23 protein-coding genes and 1 pseudogene are annotated in these 20,541 nt (G+C 58.4%); 14 read left to right on the forward strand and 10 right to left on the reverse strand.

Annotated elements, in window-relative coordinates:
- Positions 1-55 precede the first annotated feature (55 nt).
- On the reverse strand, positions 56-2,635 hold the full coding sequence (mutS, locus tag PMI36_RS12655; protein WP_032830503.1) for a DNA mismatch repair protein MutS: 2,580 nt from the start codon (positions 2,633-2,635) through the stop codon (positions 56-58).
- Positions 2,636-2,833: 198 nt separating this feature from the next.
- Here mutS and PMI36_RS12650 point away from each other — a divergent pair, with 198 nt between their 5' ends.
- From PMI36_RS12650 to recX, 9 genes and pseudogenes are all read left to right on the forward strand, one after another.
- Entirely contained in the window at positions 2,834-3,568 is a 735-nt protein-coding gene (locus tag PMI36_RS12650) for an XRE family transcriptional regulator (protein WP_008072692.1), read from the forward strand.
- A 540-nt stretch (positions 3,569-4,108) separates the two neighbouring features.
- Complete coding sequence (locus PMI36_RS30730) at positions 4,109-4,297, forward strand: Com family DNA-binding transcriptional regulator (RefSeq protein WP_081499284.1); 189 nt, start codon at positions 4,109-4,111, stop codon at positions 4,295-4,297.
- A 7-nt stretch (positions 4,298-4,304) separates the two neighbouring features.
- The gene (locus PMI36_RS12645; protein WP_008072694.1) at positions 4,305-4,865 is read left to right on the forward strand and encodes a DUF642 domain-containing protein; all 561 of its coding nucleotides are present in this window, start codon (positions 4,305-4,307) and stop codon (positions 4,863-4,865) included.
- Between the two features lie 128 nt (positions 4,866-4,993).
- Positions 4,994-5,341: a phage holin family protein gene (locus PMI36_RS12640; protein WP_008072696.1), complete on the forward strand. Its 348-nt coding sequence runs from the start codon at positions 4,994-4,996 to the stop codon at positions 5,339-5,341.
- A gap of 219 nt (positions 5,342-5,560) precedes the next feature.
- On the forward strand, positions 5,561-6,124 hold the full coding sequence (locus PMI36_RS12635; RefSeq protein ID WP_008072698.1) for a glycoside hydrolase family 19 protein: 564 nt from the start codon (positions 5,561-5,563) through the stop codon (positions 6,122-6,124).
- Positions 6,106-6,406, forward strand: a pseudogene (locus PMI36_RS30735) (hypothetical protein). The gene PMI36_RS12635 and the pseudogene PMI36_RS30735 overlap by 19 nt, the downstream one beginning before the upstream one ends.
- 80 nt (positions 6,407-6,486) lie before the next feature.
- Entirely contained in the window at positions 6,487-6,987 is a 501-nt protein-coding gene (locus tag PMI36_RS12630; protein ID WP_008072702.1) for a CinA family protein, read from the forward strand.
- An 83-nt stretch (positions 6,988-7,070) separates the two neighbouring features.
- Positions 7,071-8,123 (forward strand): recombinase RecA, encoded by a 1,053-nt coding sequence (gene recA / locus PMI36_RS12625; RefSeq protein WP_008072704.1) that lies wholly within the window; start codon positions 7,071-7,073, stop codon positions 8,121-8,123.
- A gap of 8 nt (positions 8,124-8,131) precedes the next feature.
- Positions 8,132-8,599, forward strand: a complete 468-nt coding sequence (gene recX, locus PMI36_RS12620; RefSeq protein ID WP_008010154.1) for a recombination regulator RecX — start codon at positions 8,132-8,134, stop codon at positions 8,597-8,599.
- Between the two features lie 43 nt (positions 8,600-8,642).
- On the opposite strand, the gene PMI36_RS12615 is transcribed toward recX, so the two are convergent.
- Positions 8,643-9,761: a TIGR00730 family Rossman fold protein gene (locus tag PMI36_RS12615; RefSeq protein WP_008072706.1), complete on the reverse strand. Its 1,119-nt coding sequence runs from the start codon at positions 9,759-9,761 to the stop codon at positions 8,643-8,645.
- 488 nt (positions 9,762-10,249) lie between these two features.
- On the opposite strand from PMI36_RS12615, the gene PMI36_RS12610 reads away from it, so the two are divergent.
- Positions 10,250-10,444: a hypothetical protein gene (locus tag PMI36_RS12610; protein ID WP_007907277.1), complete on the forward strand. Its 195-nt coding sequence runs from the start codon at positions 10,250-10,252 to the stop codon at positions 10,442-10,444.
- Here the strand turns inward: PMI36_RS12610 and PMI36_RS12605 are convergent, their stop codons facing one another.
- Positions 10,445-10,870: a PA3611 family quorum-sensing-regulated virulence factor gene (locus tag PMI36_RS12605; protein WP_008072709.1), complete on the reverse strand. Its 426-nt coding sequence runs from the start codon at positions 10,868-10,870 to the stop codon at positions 10,445-10,447.
- A 189-nt stretch (positions 10,871-11,059) separates the two neighbouring features.
- Here PMI36_RS12605 and PMI36_RS12600 point away from each other — a divergent pair, with 189 nt between their 5' ends.
- The 3 genes from PMI36_RS12600 to PMI36_RS12590 all read left to right on the forward strand — a co-directional run bounded on the left by PMI36_RS12600 (position 11,060) and on the right by PMI36_RS12590 (position 13,131).
- Positions 11,060-11,803, forward strand: coding sequence for a tRNA-uridine aminocarboxypropyltransferase (locus tag PMI36_RS12600; protein WP_008072711.1), 744 nt, complete (start codon positions 11,060-11,062; stop codon positions 11,801-11,803).
- Positions 11,804-12,042: 239 nt separating this feature from the next.
- Entirely contained in the window at positions 12,043-12,693 is a 651-nt protein-coding gene (erdR, locus tag PMI36_RS12595) for a response regulator transcription factor ErdR (RefSeq protein ID WP_008072713.1), read from the forward strand.
- 75 nt (positions 12,694-12,768) lie between these two features.
- Positions 12,769-13,131 (forward strand): diacylglycerol kinase, encoded by a 363-nt coding sequence (locus PMI36_RS12590; protein WP_007907286.1) that lies wholly within the window; start codon positions 12,769-12,771, stop codon positions 13,129-13,131.
- On the opposite strand, the gene PMI36_RS12585 is transcribed toward PMI36_RS12590, so the two are convergent.
- Positions 13,128-14,054: a LysR family transcriptional regulator gene (locus PMI36_RS12585; RefSeq protein ID WP_007907288.1), complete on the reverse strand. Its 927-nt coding sequence runs from the start codon at positions 14,052-14,054 to the stop codon at positions 13,128-13,130. The genes PMI36_RS12590 and PMI36_RS12585 overlap by 4 nt on opposite strands.
- Positions 14,055-14,175: 121 nt before the next feature.
- Here PMI36_RS12585 and fpr point away from each other — a divergent pair, with 121 nt between their 5' ends.
- Positions 14,176-14,955 carry a ferredoxin-NADP reductase gene (gene fpr, locus PMI36_RS12580; protein ID WP_003443014.1) on the forward strand — a complete coding sequence of 260 codons (780 nt, stop codon included), beginning with the start codon at positions 14,176-14,178 and terminating at the stop codon, positions 14,953-14,955.
- A 179-nt stretch (positions 14,956-15,134) separates the two neighbouring features.
- Here fpr and tsaA read toward each other — a convergent pair whose 3' ends face one another.
- From tsaA to rimO, 6 genes are all read right to left on the reverse strand, one after another.
- On the reverse strand, positions 15,135-15,836 hold the full coding sequence (gene tsaA, locus PMI36_RS12575) for a tRNA (N6-threonylcarbamoyladenosine(37)-N6)-methyltransferase TrmO (protein WP_008072717.1): 702 nt from the start codon (positions 15,834-15,836) through the stop codon (positions 15,135-15,137).
- A gap of 184 nt (positions 15,837-16,020) precedes the next feature.
- Entirely contained in the window at positions 16,021-16,791 is a 771-nt protein-coding gene (locus PMI36_RS12570; RefSeq protein ID WP_008072719.1) for an SDR family oxidoreductase, read from the reverse strand.
- A gap of 167 nt (positions 16,792-16,958) precedes the next feature.
- Positions 16,959-17,426 (reverse strand): DUF1456 family protein, encoded by a 468-nt coding sequence (locus PMI36_RS12565; RefSeq protein WP_007907292.1) that lies wholly within the window; start codon positions 17,424-17,426, stop codon positions 16,959-16,961.
- A gap of 75 nt (positions 17,427-17,501) precedes the next feature.
- Positions 17,502-18,212, reverse strand: coding sequence for an rRNA pseudouridine synthase (locus PMI36_RS12560; protein ID WP_008072721.1), 711 nt, complete (start codon positions 18,210-18,212; stop codon positions 17,502-17,504).
- Between the two features lie 192 nt (positions 18,213-18,404).
- On the reverse strand, positions 18,405-18,878 hold the full coding sequence (locus tag PMI36_RS12555) for a GNAT family N-acetyltransferase (RefSeq protein WP_008010136.1): 474 nt from the start codon (positions 18,876-18,878) through the stop codon (positions 18,405-18,407).
- Positions 18,879-18,982: 104 nt separating this feature from the next.
- The gene (gene rimO / locus PMI36_RS12550; RefSeq protein WP_008072723.1) at positions 18,983-20,320 is read right to left on the reverse strand and encodes a 30S ribosomal protein S12 methylthiotransferase RimO; all 1,338 of its coding nucleotides are present in this window, start codon (positions 20,318-20,320) and stop codon (positions 18,983-18,985) included.
- Positions 20,321-20,541: the final 221 nt, after the last annotated feature.

Raw genomic sequence — 20,541 nt, forward strand, 5'->3', positions numbered from 1 at the left:
TTGGCCTGTAGCATCCCAAACCGCGCGAGATTCTAACAGCTTGCAGGCAAGTGCGTTAGATCCGTGTCTTTAGTGTATAGAGCATTTCGAGCGCACGACGCGGTGACATGTCGTCCAGATCAAGTTTGGCCAGTTCATCCAGCACCGGATGTGGCAGGCTGGCGAACATGTCGCTCTGCTGGGGCGTGACCGGTTTGCCTTTGGCAGGCTTCGGAACTTCATGAGGCAGCGCTGTGGATTCCAGTCGGCTCAGATGTTCTCGAGCCCGCACGATCACTTCGCTCGGTACACCGGCCAGCTGCGCAACCGCCAGGCCATAGCTCTGGCTGGCAGGCCCAGGCAACACGTGGTGCAGGAACACGATGCGTTCGTTGTGTTCGGTGGCATTGAGGTGCACGTTGGCCACCAGTGGCTGGGCTTCCGGCAGCACCGTCAGCTCGAAATAGTGGGTGGCAAACAGGGTGTAGGTCCGCAACTGCGCCAGACGCTCGGCCGCGGCCCAGGCCAGGGACAGACCGTCGAAAGTGCTGGTGCCGCGCCCGACTTCGTCCATCAGCACCAGGCTGCGCTCGGTGGCGTTGTGCAGAATGTTCGCGGTTTCGCTCATTTCAACCATGAAGGTCGAACGACCGCCCGCCAAGTCATCGCTGGAACCGATCCGGGTGAAGATTCGGTCGACCAAGGACAATTCGCAACTGGCCGCCGGCACGAAACTGCCGATATGCGCCAGTAGCACGATCAATGCGGTCTGACGCATGTAGGTGGATTTACCGCCCATGTTCGGACCGGTGATCACCAGCATGCGGGTATTGTCGTCAAGGCTCAGGTCATTGGCCACGAATGGCGTGGTGAGTACTTGCTCGACCACCGGGTGACGACCCTGGGTGATGCGCATGCACGGCTCGCTGACGAAGCGTGGGCAGTTCAGGTCCAGATTCAGTGCGCGCTCGGCGAGGTTGCTCAGCACATCCAGCTCGGCCAAGGCTGCGGCCGTGTCTTGCAGGGGCGGCAACTGAGCGATCAGGTCTTCGAGCAGTGCTTCGTAGAGCATCTTTTCGCGAGCCAGGGCACGACTCTTGGCGGACAGCGCCTTGTCTTCGAAGGCCTTCAGTTCCGGCGTGATGAAGCGCTCGGCACCTTTGAGGGTCTGGCGGCGAATATAGTCCGCGGGTGCCGACTCCGCCTGCTTGCTCGGCAACTCGATGAAGTATCCGTGAATCCGGTTGTAGCCGACCTTAAGGTGCGACAGACCGGTGCGGGCCTTTTCACGCGCTTCGAGATCGATCAGGAACTGCCCGGCGTTTTCGCTGAGCGATTGCAATTCGTCGAGTTCGCTGTCGTAACCGGTTTTCAACACACCGCCGTCACGGATAACGGCGGGCGGGTTATCGATAATGGCTTTGTCCAGCAATGCCGCCAGTTCCGGATAGGTGCTGGTGGTCGTCGCCAATTGAATGATGTGCGGGGCTTCAAGCTCGGCCATCGCTACCTGCAACTCTGGCAGTGCACCGAGGGCATCGCGCAGACGCGCCAAGTCACGAGGACGGGCATTGCGCAGGCCGATCCGCGCCAGAATCCGCTCGATGTCACCGATTTCCTTGAGCTGCGGTTGCAGTTTTTCGAAGCGGTAACCGTCGAGCAGGCAGGTGATCGAACTCTGACGCGCCAGCAATACGGTCAAATCCCGCAGTGGACGGTTCAGCCAGCGAGTCAGCAAGCGGCTGCCCATGGCGGTCTGGCAGCGGTCGACCACCGATTGCAAGGTGTTGTCGCGACCGCCGGCCAGGTTGGTGTCCAGTTCCAGGTTGCGACGGCTCGCGCCGTCCAGCACCACGGTGTCATCCAGGCGTTCATGACGCAGGCTGCGCAAATGCGGCAGGGCGGTGCGCTGGGTTTCCTTGGCGTAGCTGAGCAGGCAACCGGCGGCACCGATCGCCAGGGTCAGGTTCTCGCAGCCGAAACCTTTCAGGTCCTGAGTGGAGAACTGCTGGCAAAGACTTTTCAGCGCCGAGTCACGTTCAAAATCCCACGGCGCACGGCGACGAACCCCACGACGTTTTTCCGCCGGCAGGTCTTTCGGCCAGTCGTCCGGGATCATCAGCTCTACCGGGTTGACCCGCTCCAGTTCCGCTAGCAGGTTTTCCCAGCCTTTGATCTCCAGCACGGTGAAGTTGCCGCTGGTAATGTCCAGCACCGCCAACCCGAACAGACGCTCGTCGCCCAGCACCGCTGCGATCAGGTTGTCCCGGCGCTCATCCAGCAGTGCTTCATCGCTGACTGTGCCGGGGGTAATGATCCGCACCACCTGACGATCCACCGGGCCTTTGCTGGTGGCCGGGTCGCCGACCTGCTCACAAATCACCACTGACTCGCCGAGCTTCACCAGTTTCGCCAGGTAACCTTCCGCAGCGTGGTAAGGAATCCCACACATCGGAATCGCCTGACCCGCCGATTGCCCACGAGCCGTCAGGGTGATGTCCAGCAACTTGGCGGCCTTCTTCGCGTCTTCATAGAAGATCTCGTAGAAGTCACCCATGCGATAGAACATCAGCTGATCAGGGTGCTGGTTCTTCAGGCGCCAGTACTGCTGCATCATCGGCGTGTGGGAGGACAGATCGGAGAGGGCTTTATTCATCGGATATAGGCAAATTCGTTGAAAGGTGTGGGGCAAAAGGAGGGCATCGGCCCGGCTTTTCCGCGATGGGCGCAAGGTTAACATGGGCAGTCCGACCTACGCAGGCATGAAAGCTCCAAGGCACATTTCTGCTGTCTATGCACGATCTATGCAAATCAGCATTTGTCTTCCGAAAAAAGATCAAGCACTATGCACGTTATGCAAAAACGCAACGTTTCTACCGTCTTAAGAGCACTGCTCGATCAGCACGGGATCTCCCCCACGGAGCTTCACCGTCGCACCGGCGTGCCTCAATCCACTCTCTCGCGGATCCTCAGCGGGAAGATCGTCGACCCTTCGGATAAACATATTTCGAAGATTGCCGAATACTTCGCCGTGAGCACCGACCAGTTGCGTGGCCGTGCGGATGTCGCGCACGCCGCCAGCGCCGGGCGCGATGAGTCGCATTCGGAACTCAAGGACATAAGCCTGTGGGACGACGATACGCCCGTCGATGACGACGAGGTGTCGGTCCCCTTTCTTCGCGAGGTTGAATTGGCTGCTGGATCAGGAAGATTCGTCATCGAAGAGAGCGAGCGCTCTAGCCTGCGCTTCGGCAAGCGCAGCTTGCGCCACAACGGCGTGCAGTTCGATCAGGCCAAATGCGTGACCGTGCGCGGCAACAGCATGTTGCCGGTGCTGCGCGATGGCGCCACGGTCGGGGTGAATGCCGGTAAATGCGGGATTGGCGACATCGTCGACGGTGACCTCTACGCCATCAACCACAACGGCCAGTTGCGGGTGAAACAGCTTTATCGCCTGCCGACAGGGATTCGCCTGCGCAGCTTCAACCGCGATGAGCATCCGGACGAGGACTACAGCTTCCAGGAAATCCAGGAAGAGCAGATCGTCATCCTCGGTCACGTCTTCTGGTGGGGCATGTACGCCCGTTAATCTCACCGCTGTCAGATAAAACCCGCTGCCCGGCGGGTTTTTTTTCGCCTATCGAAAACCGCCAACGCCTTTGCTTGCGGGGCTTTCATGCGCCTGTGCATTTCAAATGCATAAATAAATGCATTTGTGCATTGACTGTATATGCATCCATGCATATTCTTTGTCTCAAGCCGCCCAACAAGGCGGCTCGAAACGAAGCTCTTTAGTTCCACCACAAAGGCAGCGATGAACCGGCCTCAACGGTTCAGAGGGTTGGCAACTGACCCGGGTGTGCAGCGTAAAGCACCAGAAGCAGTTATCCGGCGGGCAGGGACCGCGGTCGGAAAAACAATTTGAATGGACTCGTACCGCGCCAGTAGCGCCGAAAGGTCAGCTTCCTTTTTTGTACACAGGATTAAAGGAAGGCGAAGGACCGCATTACTGAAAAGCCTGGGCGACCGGGCTTTTTGGAATGCCTAACTAACGCCAGTCACATCAAGCCTCGTCTCGGCATCGCCAGAGCAACAGGAAGGATCCGGCAGAAATCAAAAGGCATTGCAGATGTTGAAAGATTGCAGATGTGGATATTGCAAAAGACTTCTCGCCCGAGTGGGTGAGGACACCGAACTCCAGATCAAATGTTCCCGATGCGGGACGCTGAATCATGTGAAGGCTGCGAGCCTCGAGCGATCGCCTGTGAGCGACATGAGCGCTGCATCAGTGGCGCAAACAAGTCAATTCACTCAATAGGTGAACCATGAACGGTTTCAAGAAATACATTGCCCCGCTGTTGCTGTCCGCTGCTCTGCTTGGCGCTGAGGGCAACGCTGTTGCCGCCAACCTTTTGGTCAACGGCAGCTTTGAACAGCCAGGTTGCGGTGGTAGTTGCACACTGGATACCACGGAGCAAGCCAACTTCATCACGGGTTGGACGACGTTTCTGTCTGGTGTCGAGTACTTCAATACGACCGCCGCGGATGGCGTTGCGATTGTCGACCTGGCCAACTACGTTTATGAGAACGGCGGCGGCATTCAGCAGAACTTTGCCACCACGGTCGGCGCCCAGTACCGATTGACCTTCAGCGCGGGTAATTCGCGCTACGCCGGTCGCTCCGGCGACGGTGTCATCCAGGTGAAAGTGGCGGGGCAAACCGTCACCTTCAACACCCCGTCCGCCAACGGTACAACAGTCGAGTGGAGCACCATCACTTACGACTTCACCGCCACCACGGCTCAAACGACCCTGGCCTTCTCCAACGAGCAGAAGCCGTACGCCAACTTTGCCTTCATCGACAATGTAATCGTTGAGCCTGTTTAACCCCCTGGTCGCCTGCCATCAACAGGACTTGCAGTCGTTTCTCTGCGCTTGAGCGGCGACCGCTGATCACCAAGGCTGCACCGAAACACACCATCAATTACTCATTAATCACCCCCAGGAGGCGTGACATGACAAACGAGCAACAAGCGTTGCTGGACATGCCGATCTGGCTGGTCATCGTTCTCGCCCTGGTGGGTGGGGTGTCTGGTGAAATGTGGCGCGCCGACAAGGAGGGCGCTCGCGGCTGGTCATTGCTGCGGCGTCTGGCCTTGCGATCCGGGGCCTGCATGATCTGCGGGGTCTCGGCCATCATGCTGCTGTACGCCGCCGGTGTGTCGATCTGGGCAGCAGGTGCCTTTGGCTGCCTGACGGCGATGGCCGGGGCGGACGTGGCCATCGGGCTTTATGAGCGCTGGGCCGCCAAGCGGATTGGCGTTTGCGAAGTGCCGCCGCCAGATACCCGCCAGGATCACTGAATACAAAGCCCAATGGAATGGCGAGCAGCGATGCCTACCGGCATCCGACCCGCACGGACGCGGGTTTCCCACGGCCAGTACCTTTCACTCAAACCCGCACTCAAGCGGGTTTTTATTACCCGGTGAAAACACTATGAAGATCATTCCACTGATTGACCAACTGCGTGATCACTGCCCAAGTCTTGTAGATCGAGTCGCCGCCGGCATTCTGGAGGCTATATGACCGTTACGCAGCAACAACTACAGATCATTATGCCCAACGCCAGCTCCCAAGCGGGCGTTTTCATTTCTGCACTCAACATCGCCATGACCCACCGCAACATCAACACCCCGAAACGCATCGCTGCGTTCCTTGCGCAAATCGGTCACGAGTCGGGGCAGTTGCAGTACGTACGTGAGTTGGGCAGCGCTCAATACTTGAGCAAGTACGACACTGGCGTACTGGCTGTGCGCCTGGGTAATACGCCAGAGCCCGACGGCGACGGTCAAAAATACCATGGCCGAGGCCTGATTCAGATCACGGGTCGCGACAATTACCGTCAGTGCAGTCTCGGACTCTTCGGTGATGATCGTTTGCTGTTTTTGCCAGGACTTCTGGAAAAGCCCCGGTGGGCCGCTGAATCGGCTGCCTGGTTCTGGGAGCAAAATGGCTTCAATGAACTGGCCGACCGCGACCAGTTCAACAGCATCACCCGCCGCATCAACGGCGGCCTGAACGGTTTGCAGAATCGCTTGCATCTCTGGGCGCGGGCGAGGGCGGTGTTATGCCAGCCTTCGGTTTGATCCCGATGTCTTACCGCATCATTGGCGTTGTTGTGTTTCTGGTTGTGTTGGCCGGCGGCTCGGCGGCGCTGGCCTGGCGACTGCAGGACTGGCGTTATGGCCGGCAACTGGCGGAACTGGCCGGGTTGCAGGCCGAGAAACTCGACCAGCTGACGGTGGCAGCCGCGACGTAGCGAGCCCCCGGCGCATGCTCAGCGAATTATCGCCATCACCGACGCAGGCGACCGCGGACTGATTGCCTTGCAGGCATGTCAGGCCTATGTCAGAGCCCTCGCTCGCTAACATTTTGATCGATCCTGAACCTTGCAAGCGTGATCGGCTCGTGTACGGTAGGCCTCATTCCGCTCGATCAGGAGAGAGCCGTGAAAGATATCACTCAGCTGGCCGCTGAACTTGGCAGACGCTTGCAGGTTCTCAATGCCCACGTCACCACCGCCGAATCCTGTACCGGTGGCGGGATTGCCGAGGCGATCACCCGTATTCCGGGGAGTTCGGCGTGGTTCGAGGCCGGTTATGTCACCTACTCCAACCGTCAGAAAACCCAGCAACTGGATGTCCCGGCCGAGTTGTTTCCAACCGTCGGGGCGGTCAGTCGCGAGGTGGTCGAGGCCATGGTCCGCGGCGCGCAGGAAAAAAGCCGGGCGCGTTTTGCCGTGGCGGTCAGCGGTGTAGCCGGGCCGGATGGCGGTTCGCCGAGCAAGCCCGTGGGCACGGTGTGGCTGGCCTGGGGCGTCGGTGAGCAGGTGTTCAGCGAGGTGCAGTACTTTGCCGGTAACCGTGACGAGGTCCGCCGACAAACGGTGAAGGCCGCGCTAGAGGGGCTGCTGCGCCATGCGGCTGGAGAAATCTCAAATCAGGGGTAGGCGATACTGAAACGCTGTGGAATAATACTGGCTACTTATACAGGTGTTGGCCGTCAGGCCTTATTGATTACGTGAGGACTTTAATGGACGACAACAAGAAGAAAGCCTTGGCTGCGGCCCTGGGTCAGATCGAACGTCAATTCGGCAAGGGTGCCGTAATGCGTATGGGCGATCAGGACCGTCAGGCGATCCCGGCTATTTCCACTGGCTCTCTGGGTCTGGACATCGCGCTCGGCATTGGCGGTCTGCCAAAAGGCCGTATCGTTGAGATCTACGGTCCTGAATCCTCCGGTAAAACCACCCTGACACTGTCGGTGATCGCCCAGGCTCAAAAAGCCGGCGCGACCTGCGCATTCGTCGACGCCGAACACGCCCTCGACCCTGAGTACGCCGGCAAACTGGGCGTCAACGTCGACGACCTGCTGGTTTCCCAGCCGGACACCGGCGAGCAGGCCCTGGAAATCACCGACATGCTGGTGCGTTCCAACGCGGTAGACGTGATCATCGTCGACTCCGTGGCCGCTCTGGTGCCAAAGGCTGAAATCGAAGGCGAAATGGGCGACATGCACGTGGGCCTGCAAGCCCGTCTGATGTCCCAGGCGCTGCGTAAAATCACCGGTAACATCAAGAACGCCAACTGCCTGGTGATCTTCATCAACCAGATCCGTATGAAAATCGGCGTGATGTTCGGCAGCCCGGAAACCACTACCGGTGGTAACGCGCTGAAGTTCTACGCTTCGGTTCGTCTGGACATCCGCCGTACTGGCGCGGTGAAAGAAGGTGATGAAGTCGTCGGTAGCGAAACCCGCGTCAAGGTTGTGAAGAACAAGGTGGCTTCGCCGTTCCGTCAGGCCGAGTTCCAGATTCTTTACGGCAAGGGCATCTACCTCAACGGTGAGATGATCGACCTGGGTGTTCTGCACGGTTTCGTCGAGAAATCCGGTGCATGGTATGCCTACGAAGGCACCAAGATCGGTCAGGGCAAGGCCAACTCGGCCAAGTTCCTGGCGGACAACCCGGAGATCGCCGCGAAACTTGAGAAGCAGCTGCGCGACAAGTTGCTGTCTCCAGCACCAGACGTCAAAGCATCGCCAGTCAAAGAGACGGCTGATGACCTGGCTGACGCTGATATCTGATTGATCCGATGACCGCCGTACTCGATACACTCGTCGCGGTGCGGCGAACCGCAATGGACCTGCTCGCGCGACGCGAGCATGGTCGAGTCGAGCTGACGCGTAAACTGCGTCAGCGCGGCGCCCTCCCTGAAATGATCGACACAGCACTCGACCGTTTGACGGAAGAGGGCCTGTTGTCCGAATCCCGTTACCTCGAGAGCTTTGTTTCCTATCGTGCCCGTTCCGGTTATGGCCCTTTGCGAATTCGCGAAGAGTTGAGCCAGCGCGGCCTGCAACGTACCGATATCGAACTCGCCTTGCGCGAGAGCGGTATCAACTGGCAGGAACAACTGGAAGACACCTGGCGGCGAAAATTCTCCGGGCACTTACCGATAGACGCCCGGGAACGTGCCAAACAGGGCAGGTTCCTGAGTTATCGGGGATATTCCATGGAAATGATCAGCCGCTTGTTCAGCGGCCGAGGGATGGACGATTGAATGAACGGCTCGCTATTTCGATAGCGGGCCGTTTTTTTTTGCTTCACGTTACCTTGGACGGCTCACGCGCGCGTTGTTGCGCCTGGGGTTTGGACTGTGCCCAGTTTTCCGGCAGGTTGATGTAGTCCACTAGATCCCGCAGGCGGCCATGATCACGGGCGTTGAAGGTGAAGGCCAGTCGCGCCAGATGGCTGAACTGTGCTTCGTCGTGCTCCTCACCGCTGTAGGCGTGCTGATGGAAATGGTCACTCAGGCACAGGTCAGCGAATGCCTCCTGCATGTGTTCGAGCGCCCGGTCGCTGAGTTTGTGGTTCATGCGAATCACGAACTGATGCTTGAGCCAGCGGCTGGAGTGGAAGTTGCTGTAGAACTGATTGATCTGCTCCACTGCCTCTTCGGCACTGTAGACCAGGCTCAAGAGTTTCATATCGGTTGGCAGGATGTAGCGATTTTCCTCCAGTTGCTGATGAATGAAGTCCAGCGCGCCTTGCCAGAACTTGCCGCCCGGCGCATCCAGTAGCACCACGGGCACCAATGGGCTTTTGCCGGTCTGGATCAGGGTCAGCACTTCCAGCGCTTCATCCAGCGTACCGAAACCGCCTGGGCACAGGACCAGCGCATCGGCCTCCTTGACGAAGAACAGTTTGCGGGTAAAGAAAAAGTGGAAGGGCAGTAGATTCCCGGTGCCATTGACCGTGGGATTGGCATGTTGCTCGAAGGGCAGGGTGATGTTGAATCCCAGGCTGTGTTCCAGGCCGGCACCTTCATGAGCCGCCGCCATGATGCCGCCACCGGCACCGGTGATGACCATCATGTCCGAGCGCGCCAGAGCGGCGCCAAGCTCTCGGGCCAAACCATACAGTGGGTGTTCTATCGGCGTGCGGGCCGAGCCGAAAACAGTGACTTTGCGTCGTCCTTTGAACTGCTCCATCACACGGAAGGCATGTTCGAGTTCGCGCAAGGCTTGCAGGGTGATCTTGGCATTCCAGCGGTTGTGATCTTCCTGGGCCATTCGCAGCACAGTCAGGATCATGTCGCGGTAAATCGGGATGTTGGGGCTATTGGGTGAAACCAGGTTGAGTTGTTCTTCGACCTTGCTGGTGAGGTCGTGGCCGCTTTCTTGAAAATGACGGCTCAGGAGGTCATTCGGTTGGTAAGGCATTCAACTTCTCCTTCTGCACAGAACCCTTGGCCCGACAACACAATCGTCGGCGCCGCGACACCCCTTGTGTCGCTGTCTGCCCAAGCCCTTGCCTGGGCGCTCCACCTGACTCGTTTGCAATCGAGCCATCCATACGGGCTCTGCTTATCCCTTGAATGAAAGAAACGTTCGCACAATAAGACACGCAATGGGCAGCCCCTTTTCTGCCCTGAAAAAAACCACATGAACACTTTGAATTTAGACCCTCGCGACGATTTTTGCTGCTTGATCATTGCGCCGCAAAGTCTTTCCTGGCAATCGCTTATTGACGATTTGCAAGGTGCTTTCACCGCTCGTCTGAACGCAAGCCGTATGTCCTGCGCTCTGATTTACTAAGTTACAGGCGTGACACGACAACTTTGCGTCAATGGCAGGACGCAACGTTCAAGCAATTCAGGGATTTTTCGCGTGATCAACGACGATCAATGCGTGCAGGGAGGCGGGAAACCATGCCCAGAGTCACTCTGGAGATCGATGCGCAACTGTATCGATTGCTGAAATTATCAGCCGAGACCAATCATTTGAGTCTCGAAGAGGAGTGCTGCCGGCGTCTGGAGGGCGGGGAGCGACGTTCGCGCTACTTGCAGGCGTTGTTGGCAGAATTGCGCGCCGAGGATGAACAGCGGCGCGCCAATTCCCGTTGATTACTTTTTCTTGGCCGGTGTGGCTTTCGGGCAATCCGATTCCTGGAAGCTTGCGGAGCCGACCGGGCGATTGGTTTTCACTTCGGTGAAGTCATAACGCATGACCGCACCCTTGGCCATCAGCTTGCGGAACCCGTCATTTCTGCAGACGGAGGCGCCAAGCTGGAAGTACACGGCTTTCGGATCGGCGCGCATCTTGTCGGCGTGGCTGCTCTGAACACTCAGGTGGTTGATCAGCTGATTGCCTTCGACGGTATAACCCTGATCAAGAATGTCTTCGTTGATCGCCCGTGGCGTGCCGACACTGCTTTGTACGGCGACGTTTCGCAGCTCTCTGTTGAGATTCTGCTCACTCAAGGATGCAGCCTGAGCGTTGAAGGACGACGCCAGCAGAATGGCAGCGGTGGGAACGATAAGGCGCAGCATGAAACTCTCCTGGTTCAGTGACTGGTGGTTCGACCAGCCACGTGACTGTGCGTTCAGTGGCGGCGAATTATAGGGGAGCCCGCCTGGACGGTACAGGCTTGCGCTGGCGGCTCTGGTAAACTGCTGGCCTTTATTGCCTTGCCGAGTGCCGTTTGTGTCGAGTTTTCCTGTCTGCCGGTGTTGCTCACGATGAACCACGCCCCCAACGCCGTAGCCCGCTTGCGCGATCAGCGAGAGGAAGAGGGCATCAAGCCGATTCAGGCCCGTGGCTGGCGAGCAACCCGTTGCCGTGCCTGCCGTGTGATCGAGAGTCACTGCCTATGCGCCTGGCGCCCACAGGTCGACACCCGTAGCGGCGTGTGCCTGATCATGACCAATAAAGAAGTGTTCAAACCGAGCAATACCGGTTGGCTGATTGCCGATGTGGTGCGCGACAACCACGCATTCATCTGGTCGCGCACGGAAATCGATGAACAACTGCTGGCGCTGTTGGCCGACCCGCAATGGCAACCCTATCTGGTGTTTCCGGGCGAATACGTCGAGCCCGAGCGAGTTACCCACAGCGTCGAGGTTGATAGCACCAAGCGCCCATTGTTCATTCTGCTGGACGCCACCTGGACCGAAGCCCGGAAGATTTTCCGCAAAAGCCCCTATTTTGATGCGTTCCCGATTCTGAGCCTGCTTCCTGAGAAACTTTCACGATACCGATTGCGCAGGTCCACTCGCAGCGAGCACCTGTGCACGGCCGAAGTGGCGGCGCTGTGCCTCGATCTTGCCGGTGATACAGACGCTGCTTCGGCGCTGGACGCTTATTTTGATGTGTTCAGCCAGCATTACCTGGACGCTAAACATCAGCTGGATATGAATGTTGCAACACCGGCCCATGCCGAGCTGATGCCCTTTGTACAGCACGCGGCGCCCGTGATCTGCTGAGCATCGCCCATACTGCAAGGAACCAGGCTCGCTGGCAGGGCCACGCAACTTGACCACCCCGGCTTCGCTGGGCATGCTTGGCGCCGATTAGGGCGCGGCCAAGGTTTGAAACGCTGCTTTTTTTACGTAATTGGCGTTGAACGTGCCCTGTTGGTGCTGCTGCGTGGCTGCACCTCGAGTTGTTTTGGCGAGGCCTGAATGCATCGGGCGTCCCATAAAAAAACAGGATCATTTGAAAAATGGCCACATACGAAATCCTGATTGCCGATGACCACCCTCTTTTTCGTAGCGCCCTGCATCAAGCGTTGACCCTGGGCCTGGGCCCGGATGTCCGTCTGGTGGAAGTGGCGAGCATTGCCGAGCTGGAAACCCGTCTGGACGAAAAGGCCGATTGGGATCTGGTATTGCTGGACCTGAACATGCCGGGGGCTTACGGTTTTTCCGGGCTGGTGCTGTTGCGTGGGCAGTACCCGCAGATTCCGGTGGTGATGGTCTCGGCTCAGGAAGAAGCGTCGATCATGGTGAAATCCCGTGAATTCGGCGCCAGCGGTTTCATTCCCAAGTCCAGTGATTTGAGTGTCATTCAGAAAGCCGTACGCGCGGTGCTGGATGGCGACGTTTTCTGGCCGCCCCAGGCCTTTGAGGCGGTGAGCGTTTGCGCCGAAGCCAAGGCCGCCAGCGAGGGCCTTGCCAGCCTGACACCTCAGCAGTTCCGGGTATTGACCATGGTCTGTGAAGGTTTGCTGAACAAGCAGATTGCTTACGAGTTGAGCGTTTCCGAAGCGACGATCAAGGCCCACGTCACGGCCATTTTCCGTAAGCTGAATGTGCGGACCCGGACTCAGGCAGCGTTGCTCTTGCAACAACTTGAGTCAATTTCGAGCAACTAAGGCGCTACGTGTTCACGCTTTTTTGACTTTGCTTCATCTAGCTTTCTCAATCCTTTTTGGTCAGTTGCCTACTTTATGTCACCTTTCAAAGGCCAGACCGGCCTCAAACGTATCCTCAACGCCTCTGGCTACTCCCTGGACGGCCTGCGCGCAGCCTTCACCGGTGAAGCGGCCTTCCGGCAGTTGGTGTTGCTTAATGCCATCCTGATTCCGTTGTCATTCTTCCTCAACGTCAGCCGTGTCGAGCAGGCGCTGCTGATTGCGGTCTGCCTGTTGGCCTTGATCGTCGAGTTGCTCAATTCGGCGGTGGAAGCGGCCATCGACCGCATTTCCCTTGAGTTGCATCCATTGTCCAAGAACGCCAAGGACATGGGCAGCGCTGCTCAATTCGTGGCGTTGAGCATGATCGCGCTGGTGTGGGCGGTGATTCTGCTTTAAGCGATAGTGGGCAGGACGATCTCGTCGCTGCGCTGAACCCCGGCGGTGAACGCGCGGCACAGTTCGAGGAATTCGCGCATCGCCGATGTCTGATATTTCTGTTTGTGCCAGATGAAATAGAACTGCCGCGCCAGATCCAGATCCGGTGTTTCTACTGGCACCAGGCTGCCGCGGCGGAACGCATCGCGCAGCGCTAGGCGCGAAATGCAACCAATCCCCAAACCTGATTCCACCGCGCGCTTGATTGCTTCGGTGTGTTCCAGCTCCAGGCGAATGTTCAGCGCGCTGCGATGGTGTCGCATGGCCTGGTCGAACGTCAGCCGTGTGCCCGAGCCTTGTTCGCGGAGAATCCACGCCTCATGACTCAGCTCCTCCATGGTCGCGATGCCACGTTTGGCCAGCGGATGCTGGGGCGCGCAGAACACCACCAGTTCATCTTCGACCCAACTCTGCACTTCGATGTCCGGATGGCTGCAGTCGCCTTCGATTAGACCCAGATCAATTTCATAGTGCGCGACCTGTTGCACGATGTTGGCAGTGTTCTGCACATGCAGCTTCACCTGGCTTTCCGGATGACGTTGCATGAAGCTGCCGATCAGCAGGGTGGCGAGGTAATTGCCGATGGTCAGGGTCGCGCCGACCGCCAGAGAGCCGAAACCGGACTTGCCGTTGAGCAAGTCTTCGATCTCCTTGGCCTGATCGAGCAGGGCCACCGCTTGCGGCAACAGTTGTTTGCCGAGGGCGTTGAGGCTCAGCCGTTTGCCGGCGCGATCGAACAGCTGGCAGCTGCACTGACGCTCCAGCTCGGTGATCGAGGTGCTGGCCGCCGATTGCGAGAGGTTGAGCGTTAATGCAGCACGGGATACGCTTTCCTGCTGGGCGACGGCGACGAATACTTGAAGTTGACGGAGAGTAAATCGCATATCGATATAACCGATAACCCTTATCTTAATAATCCAGTTAACAGATATTGTCGCTGCCATTAGAATGCGCTGCAATTGCGCACATCATCGGCGCAGGCAAATCTCCAGGAGTCCCACGTACATGAGCAACATGAACCACGAGCGTGTCCTCAGTGTTCACCACTGGAACGACACTCTGTTCAGCTTCAAGTGCACCCGCGATCCGGGCCTGCGCTTCGAGAACGGTCAGTTCGTGATGATCGGCCTGCAACAGCCCAACGGCCGCCCGCTTATGCGCGCTTACTCGATTGCCAGCCCGAATTGGGAAGAGCATCTCGAGTTCTTCAGCATCAAAGTGCCTGATGGCCCGCTGACTTCCCAGTTGCAGCATCTGAAGGAAGGCGACGAGATCATCATCAGCAAGAAGCCTACCGGCACCTTGGTGCTGGATGACTTGAAGCCTGGCAAACATTTGTACCTGCTCAGCACCGGTACCGGTCTGGCGCCGTTCATGAGCGTCATCCAGGACCCGGAAACCTACGAGCGTTTCGAAAAAGTGATCCTGTGCCACGGCGTGCGTTACGTCAATGAAGTCGCTTACCGCGAGTTCATCACCGAGCACCTGCCGCAGAACGAGTTCTTCGGCGAAGCCCTGCGTGACAAGTTGATCTACTACCCGACCGTGACCCGCGAGCCATTCGAGAACGAAGGCCGCCTGACCGACCTGATGCGCAGCGGCAAGCTGTTCAGCGACATCGGTCTGCCACCGATCAACCCGCAGGACGATCGCGCCATGCTGTGCGGTAGCCCGAGCATGCTCGACGAGACCAGCGAAGTGTTGAACAGCTTCGGCCTGAAAGTTTCGCCGCGGATGCGCGAGCCGGGTGATTACCTGATCGAGCGTGCGTTCGTCGAGAAGTAAGTTTCGCTGAAAAATGTGGGAGCGGGCTTGCTCGCGAAGACGGTTTAACATTTAACGATGATGTTGACTGAGAGTCCGCTTTCGCGAGCAAGCCCGCTCCCACATTTGTTTGGTGCTGACCATAAAAAGCCCGCGTTGCCTTAAGGCAGCGCGGGCTTTTTTATGCCGGACGAAATTCCCTACGCGTTGGATACGGGAATGACTTCGAGCACGCGGATCAGGTCAGGCGTCGGGTAATGCCAGCGTACATCCACATCCCAGAACTGCGCGCCGTATTCCCTTTCTGGCGTAGGAATCTGGTACGCCGGGCGTGGGTCTTGTGCCAGGCATTGCTCGATCAGCTCGACCAAGGGCTCATCAAGCCGCTGAGCGTGGCCGTGAGCCTGTTGCAGTGCTGAGTCTGTCCACTGCACGGGAATCAGCGATGGCGGGGCGCTGGCGATGCTGTTGGACGCTGTGTCGATGATGTCCGCGTAAGGCACGTAAGGTTTGATGTCGAGAATCGGCGTGCCATCGAGTAGGTCGATGCCGGAGATCCACAGCCGATTGGCTTCGACTTTGTCCAGTTTGACCACCGATTGACCGATGCCATTGGGTCGATGCGTCGCCCGAGTGGCAAACACGCCCATGGATTTGTTGCCGCCCAGTCGGGGAGGGCGGACTTTCAGGCGTGGCTTTTCTTCCAGGGCCTGATGGAACAGGAACAGCAGCCAGACATGACTGACCTGTTCCAGCCCCTGCACCGCATCACCCTGATCGAACGGCGCCACCAGTTCCAGCACGCCTCGAGCGGCCGGGGCCAGTTGCGGTTGGCGCGGAATGGCGAACTTCTCCTTGAAGCAGGAGCGCACGAAGCCGATGGGGGAAACGCTGTAGGTCATGGTCTAGGGTCGAGGCGGGGTGTGGGCGGGCATGATACCCGATTGACCCTTGGGTCGACGGTGACTGACAGATCGCCTTCGCGAGCAAGCCCGCTCCCACACTGGATTGATGATGGCCACAAATGGTGCGGCTACAGGAGTTCCAATGTGGGAGCGGGCTTGCTCGCGAAGGGCGCACCACGGATTAAAGGCTAAACCCACCATCCAAAGGAATAATATTCCCAGTCATATACGCCCCGGCCATACTCGCCAAACTGATCGCCAAGGCAGCCATCTCTTCCTCCCGCCCCCAGCGCTTCATCGGAATCAGCGCCGTGTCCTCGGCCAACGCCTGCTCATCATTGCCAATGTGCTGCGTCATCTTGCTCGGGAACCGTCCCGGTGCGATCACATTAACGTTGATGTGTTGGCTCACCAGCTCCCGCGCCAGAATCCGCGACAGTTGATGCAGGGCAGCCTTGCTCGGGCCGTAGGCATACGCCTGTTCGCCGAAGGATGAAATCCCGGCGACCGAACCAATGTTGATGATCCGTGCCGGATTCGCCGCCGAACCGGCCTTGCGCAGCAGCGGCAGAAATTGCTGGATGCAGTTGAATACCGAGGTCACGTTGAGCTGCATGACCTTTTCCCAGCCCTTGACCGGGTAACTCTCCAGCGGCGCGCCCCAGGTGGTGCCGGCGTTGTTCACCAGAATATCCAGCTGACCGATCTGTTCACTTAGGTGAGCAGCCAATTGCTGGACGCCTTCTTCGTGGGCCAGGTTGGCAGCTACCGCGTGACAAACCCCGAAGGCACTCAGTTCGTTGGCAGTTTGCTGACAGGCGTCGGCATCTCGGGCACACACGTACACCGTGGCGCCAGCCTCGACATAAGCCTTGGCGATCATTTTGCCGATACCGCGGGTGCCGCCGGTCACCAGAGCGGTGCGGCCTGCGAGAGAAAAATACGGGTGCATAGGGCGAGTCCTGAGGGCAAAGGGTCAGTACACCCTAGTCGTCAGCCGCCAGAAGCGGAGCCACTATTTTTGCGAGGAATGGGGGGCCATACGGCCCAGCTACAAGTTTCAAGCTACAAGCTACAAGCTAGACACTATCCGCTTGCGGCTTGTAGCCTGCAGCTGCTTTACGCTCTCACTCGAAGAGTGAGCCCCTTGAGGAAATTGCGCAGCAACTGGTCGCCGCAGGTGCGGTAGTTGGTGTGGCCGAACTTGCGGAACAGCGCGCTCAGCTCAGGCTTGGACACCGGGAACTCGGCAGCCTTGAGGATCGCGTGCATGTCGTCCTCTTTCAGTTCGAAGGCCACACGCAGTTTTTTCAGGATGATGTTGTTGGTCACCGGCACTTCGATCGGCTGCGGCGGACGGCTTTCGTCCTTGCCGCGCTTGAAGATCACCAGGCCATCGAGGAAATGCGCCATGACCTCGTCCGGGCAGCGTACGAAGCCTTCCTCGTCTTCCTCTTTCTTGTCGAGGTACGTCAGCAGGTCTTCCATGGACACGTCCATGCCGCCGAGCTTGATGATCTCGATGACTTTCTTGTCGCTGATGTCGAGCATGTAGCGCACGCTGCGCAGTACGTCGTTATGAATCATGGTGTGCAATCCTGATATTCAGCAGTGGGCGTCGCATAAGCCGCGGCGCCGAAATGTATGGCGGCGTGAAAAGTCTTAGAACTTCTCTTTGCCGGACAGGTAGCGCCATTGCCCCAACGGCACTTTGCCAATGGACACGCCGCCGATGCGGATGCGGCGGATGGCGACGACCTTCAGGCCCACGGCCTGGCAAAACAGGGCGATCACGCCCGGTTGTGGGTTTTTCATCGCAAAACGCAGACGGTTTTCGTTCTGCCAGCTGGCTTTGACCGGCGGCAGTTCCTTGCCCTTGTAGGTCAGGCCGTGGTTCAGGCGGTTGAGGCCGTGAGCCACCATGTCGCCTTCAACTTCCACCACGTATTCCTGCTCGATTTTGGCGGAGTCGGCGGTGAGTTTGCGCAGGATCTTCCAGTCTTGGGTGAACACCAGCAGACCGCTGGCATTGGCCTGCAGATCGGTACTGGCGGTCAGGCGCAGGAAGTGGCCCTTGAGCGGGCGTTTGCCGTAGCGGTGTTCTTCGCTCAGGGTCTCGGCGCTGATGGTCGCCATGGCCGTTTCCGCGTCCATGCCCGCAGGGACGTTGAACAGAATGGTCACCGGCTCCGGCGCAGTGGCCTTGGCTTCGGGATCGAGCTCGACTTTTTGGGTGTCGACCTTGAACTGCGGCTCGTCGATGACTTCGCCGTCCACGGTGACCCAGCCGCCCTCGATGAACAGCTCAGCCTCCCGACGGGAACAGCCGACGAGTTCGATGAGGCGTTTGGAGAGACGAATCGGGTCAGTCATGACAGGGCCGTAACAAAAAAAGGGTGGGCATTGTACCTGCTGGGCGCCGGTTAATCCCGGCTCCATTTGCGCCGTGCGGCTTTTTTGTGGGAGCGGGCTTGCTCGCGAAGGCGGTAGATCAGTCAATTTATCTGTTGAATGACACACCGTATTCGCGAGCAAGCCCGCTCCCACATTTTGTTCTGTGTTGTGTCAGCCGTGCTGCGAGTGTTGCTGGTTTTGGCGCAAACGCATGTGCAACAACGGATAGGGCTGACCCATACCGTCGTGCTCGGAGCGACCGATCACCTCAAAACCCTGCTTGAAGTAGAACCCCAAGGCCTGCGGATTCTGCTCATTGACGTCCAGCTCATCGGCGTTCAGGTGTTCCAGGGCGTAGCGCAGCAATTGCTTGCCCAGGCCTTTGCCGCGATGCGCCGGGTCGATGAAGAGCATTTCGACCTTGCCCGCCGCCACGCCGGCGAACCCGGTGATGCGCTGGCGTGAGTCTTTGGTACAGATCAGCATCACCGCGTCGAGGTAGCGGGTCAGCACCAGATTCTTCAGCAGGTCGATGTAGCTGTCGGGCAGAAAGTCATGGGTGGCGCGCACCGAGGCTTCCCACACTTGGGTGAGTTCTTCGTAGTCGCTCTGTTTCGGTGTGTGAATGACCGAGTGTTGGCGCATGCCCGCAGGCCTCTCTTGCGTGGAGTTCTTTCTCTCACAAAACGATAGACGTAAAAAAGCCCCGCATCTCGTCAAGAGAGCGGGGCTTTTTATATTTTTTGCGTTTAGATCTGTTCAGCCCACAGGTCGTACTCGTCGGCATCGGTCACTTTGCACCAGACTTTGTCGCCTGGTTTCAAGTTGCTGCCGTTGTCGATGAACACGTTGCCGTCGATCTCCGGGGCATCGAAGAAGCAGCGGCCAACCGCGCCTTGCTCGTCGACTTCATCGACCAGTACTTCGATTTCACGGCCGATGCGCATTTGCAGGCGCGCCGAGCTGATGGCCTGCTGGTGCGCCATGAAGCGGTCCCAACGGTCTTGCTTGACGTCGTCCGGCACAATGGCCGCGTCCAGCAGGTTGGCCGGTGCACCTTCGACCGGCGAGTACTGGAAGCAGCCAACGCGGTCCAGCTGCGCTTCGGTCAGCCAGTTCAGCAGGTACTGGAAGTCTTCTTCGGTTTCGCCGGGGAAACCGACGATGAAGGTCGAACGAATGATCAGGTCCGGGCAGATTTCGCGCCAGTTCTTGATTCGTGCCAGGGTCTTGTCTTCGAAGGCCGGGCGTTTCATGGCTTTCAGGACTTTCGGGCTGGCGTGCTGGAACGGGATGTCCAGGTACGGCAGGATTTTCCCGGCGGCCATCAGCGGGATCAGCTCGTCGACGTGCGGGTACGGGTAAACGTAGTGCAGGCGCACCCAGACACCGAGGGTGCTCAGGGCTTCGCAGAGTTCGGTCATGCGGGTTTTCACCGGCGCGCCGTTCCAGAAGCCGGTGCGGTACTTCACATCAACGCCGTAGGCGCTGGTGTCCTGGGAAATCACCAACAGCTCTTTGACGCCGGCCTTGACCAGGCGCTGAGCCTCGTCAAGCACGTCACCGACCGGGCGACTGACCAGTTTGCCGCGCATCGAGGGGATGATGCAGAAGCTGCAGCTGTGGTTGCAGCCTTCGGAAATCTTCAGGTAGGCGTAGTGGCGCGGGGTCAGTTTGATCCCTTGCGGCGGCACCAGGTCGATCAGTGGGTTGTGATCCTGGCGCGGCGGCACCACGTCGTGCACGGCGTTGACCACTTGCTCGTACTGCTGCGGACCGGTCACGGCCAGCACGCTTGGGTGTACGTTGCGAATGTTGCCTTCTTCGACGCCCATGCAGCCGGTCACGATGACCTTGCCGTTTTCCTTGATGGCTTCGCCGATCACTTCCAAAGACTCTGCCTTGGCCGAGTCGATGAAGCCGCAGGTGTTGACCACCACGACATCGGCGTCCTGATACGTGGACACAACGTCATAGCCTTCCATGCGCAGCTGGGTAAGGATGCGCTCGGAGTCGACCAGTGCTTTCGGGCAACCCAGGGATACGAAGCCAACCTTTGGATTGGCCGGCGCAGGAGTGGTGGACATGTCTAACCTCGGTATTTGGGACGCCTCCAGCCGAAGTCGGCAAGGCGACAGACGGACGCTATGTTGCGTCTCTGGTCAAAAAGTGCGCAATTCTAGCGATGAGAGGCGCACTTGACCAGCTTTATGCAGGGAAATACGACGAGTGCTGCGCTATGCTTCGCGCCGTTACGCTTTACCGATTTTCTATAGTCAATAAAACGTCTGTAACAACACGTAAAACA

Source organism: Pseudomonas sp. GM79 (genome assembly GCF_000282495.1).
Lineage (GTDB): Bacteria > Pseudomonadota > Gammaproteobacteria > Pseudomonadales > Pseudomonadaceae > Aquipseudomonas.

Excerpts from the sequence above, each read along its gene's own strand:
- PMI36_RS12650 (WP_008072692.1), top strand. The coding sequence starts at position 2,834 with ATGCAAAAACGCAACGTTTCTACCGTCTTAAGAGCACTGCTCGATCAG.
- PMI36_RS12590 (WP_007907286.1), top strand. The coding sequence starts at position 12,769 with ATGTCACCTTTCAAAGGCCAGACCGGCCTCAAACGTATCCTCAACGCC.
- PMI36_RS12615 (WP_008072706.1), bottom strand. The coding sequence starts at position 9,761 with ATGCCTTACCAACCGAATGACCTCCTGAGCCGTCATTTTCAAGAAAGC.
- tsaA (WP_008072717.1), bottom strand. The coding sequence starts at position 15,836 with ATGACCTACAGCGTTTCCCCCATCGGCTTCGTGCGCTCCTGCTTCAAG.
- PMI36_RS12555 (WP_008010136.1), bottom strand. The coding sequence starts at position 18,878 with ATGCGCCAACACTCGGTCATTCACACACCGAAACAGAGCGACTACGAA.
- PMI36_RS12610 (WP_007907277.1), top strand. The coding sequence starts at position 10,250 with ATGCCCAGAGTCACTCTGGAGATCGATGCGCAACTGTATCGATTGCTG.
- PMI36_RS12640 (WP_008072696.1), top strand. The coding sequence starts at position 4,994 with ATGACAAACGAGCAACAAGCGTTGCTGGACATGCCGATCTGGCTGGTC.
- PMI36_RS12585 (WP_007907288.1), bottom strand. The coding sequence starts at position 14,054 with ATGCGATTTACTCTCCGTCAACTTCAAGTATTCGTCGCCGTCGCCCAG.
- PMI36_RS12565 (WP_007907292.1), bottom strand. The coding sequence starts at position 17,426 with ATGATTCATAACGACGTACTGCGCAGCGTGCGCTACATGCTCGACATC.
- PMI36_RS12560 (WP_008072721.1), bottom strand. The coding sequence starts at position 18,212 with ATGACTGACCCGATTCGTCTCTCCAAACGCCTCATCGAACTCGTCGGC.
- erdR (WP_008072713.1), top strand. The coding sequence starts at position 12,043 with ATGGCCACATACGAAATCCTGATTGCCGATGACCACCCTCTTTTTCGT.
- recA (WP_008072704.1), top strand. The coding sequence starts at position 7,071 with ATGGACGACAACAAGAAGAAAGCCTTGGCTGCGGCCCTGGGTCAGATC.
- fpr (WP_003443014.1), top strand. The coding sequence starts at position 14,176 with ATGAGCAACATGAACCACGAGCGTGTCCTCAGTGTTCACCACTGGAAC.
- PMI36_RS12605 (WP_008072709.1), bottom strand. The coding sequence starts at position 10,870 with ATGCTGCGCCTTATCGTTCCCACCGCTGCCATTCTGCTGGCGTCGTCC.
- PMI36_RS12645 (WP_008072694.1), top strand. The coding sequence starts at position 4,305 with ATGAACGGTTTCAAGAAATACATTGCCCCGCTGTTGCTGTCCGCTGCT.
- PMI36_RS12600 (WP_008072711.1), top strand. The coding sequence starts at position 11,060 with ATGAACCACGCCCCCAACGCCGTAGCCCGCTTGCGCGATCAGCGAGAG.
- PMI36_RS12635 (WP_008072698.1), top strand. The coding sequence starts at position 5,561 with ATGACCGTTACGCAGCAACAACTACAGATCATTATGCCCAACGCCAGC.
- mutS (WP_032830503.1), bottom strand. The coding sequence starts at position 2,635 with ATGAATAAAGCCCTCTCCGATCTGTCCTCCCACACGCCGATGATGCAG.
- PMI36_RS12570 (WP_008072719.1), bottom strand. The coding sequence starts at position 16,791 with ATGCACCCGTATTTTTCTCTCGCAGGCCGCACCGCTCTGGTGACCGGC.
- recX (WP_008010154.1), top strand. The coding sequence starts at position 8,132 with ATGACCGCCGTACTCGATACACTCGTCGCGGTGCGGCGAACCGCAATG.
- rimO (WP_008072723.1), bottom strand. The coding sequence starts at position 20,320 with ATGTCCACCACTCCTGCGCCGGCCAATCCAAAGGTTGGCTTCGTATCC.
- PMI36_RS30730 (WP_081499284.1), top strand. The coding sequence starts at position 4,109 with ATGTTGAAAGATTGCAGATGTGGATATTGCAAAAGACTTCTCGCCCGA.